The sequence below is a fragment of the Bacillus songklensis genome (assembly GCF_042649685.1).
In the GTDB taxonomy this organism is placed as follows: domain Bacteria; phylum Bacillota; class Bacilli; order Bacillales; family Bacillaceae_H; genus Bacillus_BA; species Bacillus_BA songklensis.
This window is the reverse complement of record NZ_JBHRZT010000045.1, coordinates 1-1253: the sequence shown is the minus strand read 5'-3', so window position 1 is coordinate 1253 and position 1253 is coordinate 1. Positions and strand designations below refer to the sequence as shown.

Sequence of the window (1253 nt, the reverse complement as noted above, 5' to 3'; positions counted from 1 at the left end):
ACTAGAACATTCGTAATAAAGGTAAGGTAGGGATTCCTGTGCCTTCTACCTTGCCTTCCTATTATTTTCTAAAGGAGGGCATATTATAAAACATCTAAATAATAACCAATATTTAGACAATCTAGAGAATAATGCGTTACACAGTAGACTCAAAATGCGTAGCAACACGAATAGCCCGAAAGACGTCTCTTTCAGGCTAAGGCTAATCTTTCTTTGCCCCCTTGGGATTACATAGCATAGAAAAATTGACCCTATATAATGGCGAACGTTCGCTTTATATAATTCGTGGCGTATGTAGTAGATTTTCCGGAAAACCAACACGCATTATCATATTAGACAATTTTTAAAAATTTTATACTTATGTCACAGTTCGATGAAAAAATGCAACAAACCGTTATTTGAAGCTAATAAACCTAAATGATATTCCACCGGATAATCCGAATACCCTTTTTATTTAAATGTTTTTCGTATTTCTCAGTAAAGTAAGACCAGAATCCAATACAAATACTTCCTAAAATTTCAGCCATAGCTGCCATTTTCTCTCTCCTCCCTATCTATATGCTAAATACGTATTATCTTTTTAATAAGTTTCCATCGTTTTAGTTGACATAAGGCCCGTTATAAAAAGCAAAAGGCTCAGATTCTTTTTAATCTGAGCCTTTCTAATACAACATAAAGTCTATTACACTACATTTAAAATTTACTCTTCCGTTTATTAAAACCATATAAAAATAACATTGAATCAAAGTAATAATTCATAATAACTAAGTTAGTGCGCACAGCATTGCGCACAACAACCTTCATTAAATCGATAGATGCGTCAGTCAATTTCTCATCTTCCTCTCTGTATGTTTTCATAATTTACAAGGACAAAGGAAAACATCCTCCACAATATATTAATTTATTCAAAATTTTACTTTGTATGAATCCGTGAAAGTATAATTCAATTCATCTTTTCATACATACAATATACAACTCTAGTTAACATAATTATAATTACAGGAAGGAATAATCAAAAAACAGTTCAATATGAAGTATAGAAATTACCAAAACGAGGGAGAATTAAATTGAACAAACTCCCCCTTGTTTATTCAATATTTTTACCTTTCAACGGGCTAACATAGCCCTCTTTTTTATTTAACTAAAATTTAGACGGTAGCGTCAAGATTTTTGTGTAAGAGAGTATTCTCAGATACGTTTTTTAATCTTGGGGGAGGTTGTTTAGTTGTCTTACATGAGACTGAATATTCAGT

Annotated in this window: 1 protein-coding gene; it reads right to left on the bottom strand. The window is 31.8% G+C overall.

The genetic code is table 11. The features are described 5' to 3' along the window. Window positions 1-413 precede the first annotated feature (413 nt). A complete protein-coding gene (locus ACFOU2_RS11195; protein WP_377915112.1) occupies window positions 414-536 on the bottom strand; it encodes a hypothetical protein in 123 nt (40 codons plus the stop codon). Window positions 537-1253: the final 717 nt, after the last annotated feature.

What these genes read in the sequence shown, in the direction of transcription:
- ACFOU2_RS11195 (WP_377915112.1), bottom strand. Translation starts at nt 536, where the DNA reads ATGGCAGCTATGGCTGAAATTTTAGGAAGTATTTGTATTGGATTCTGG.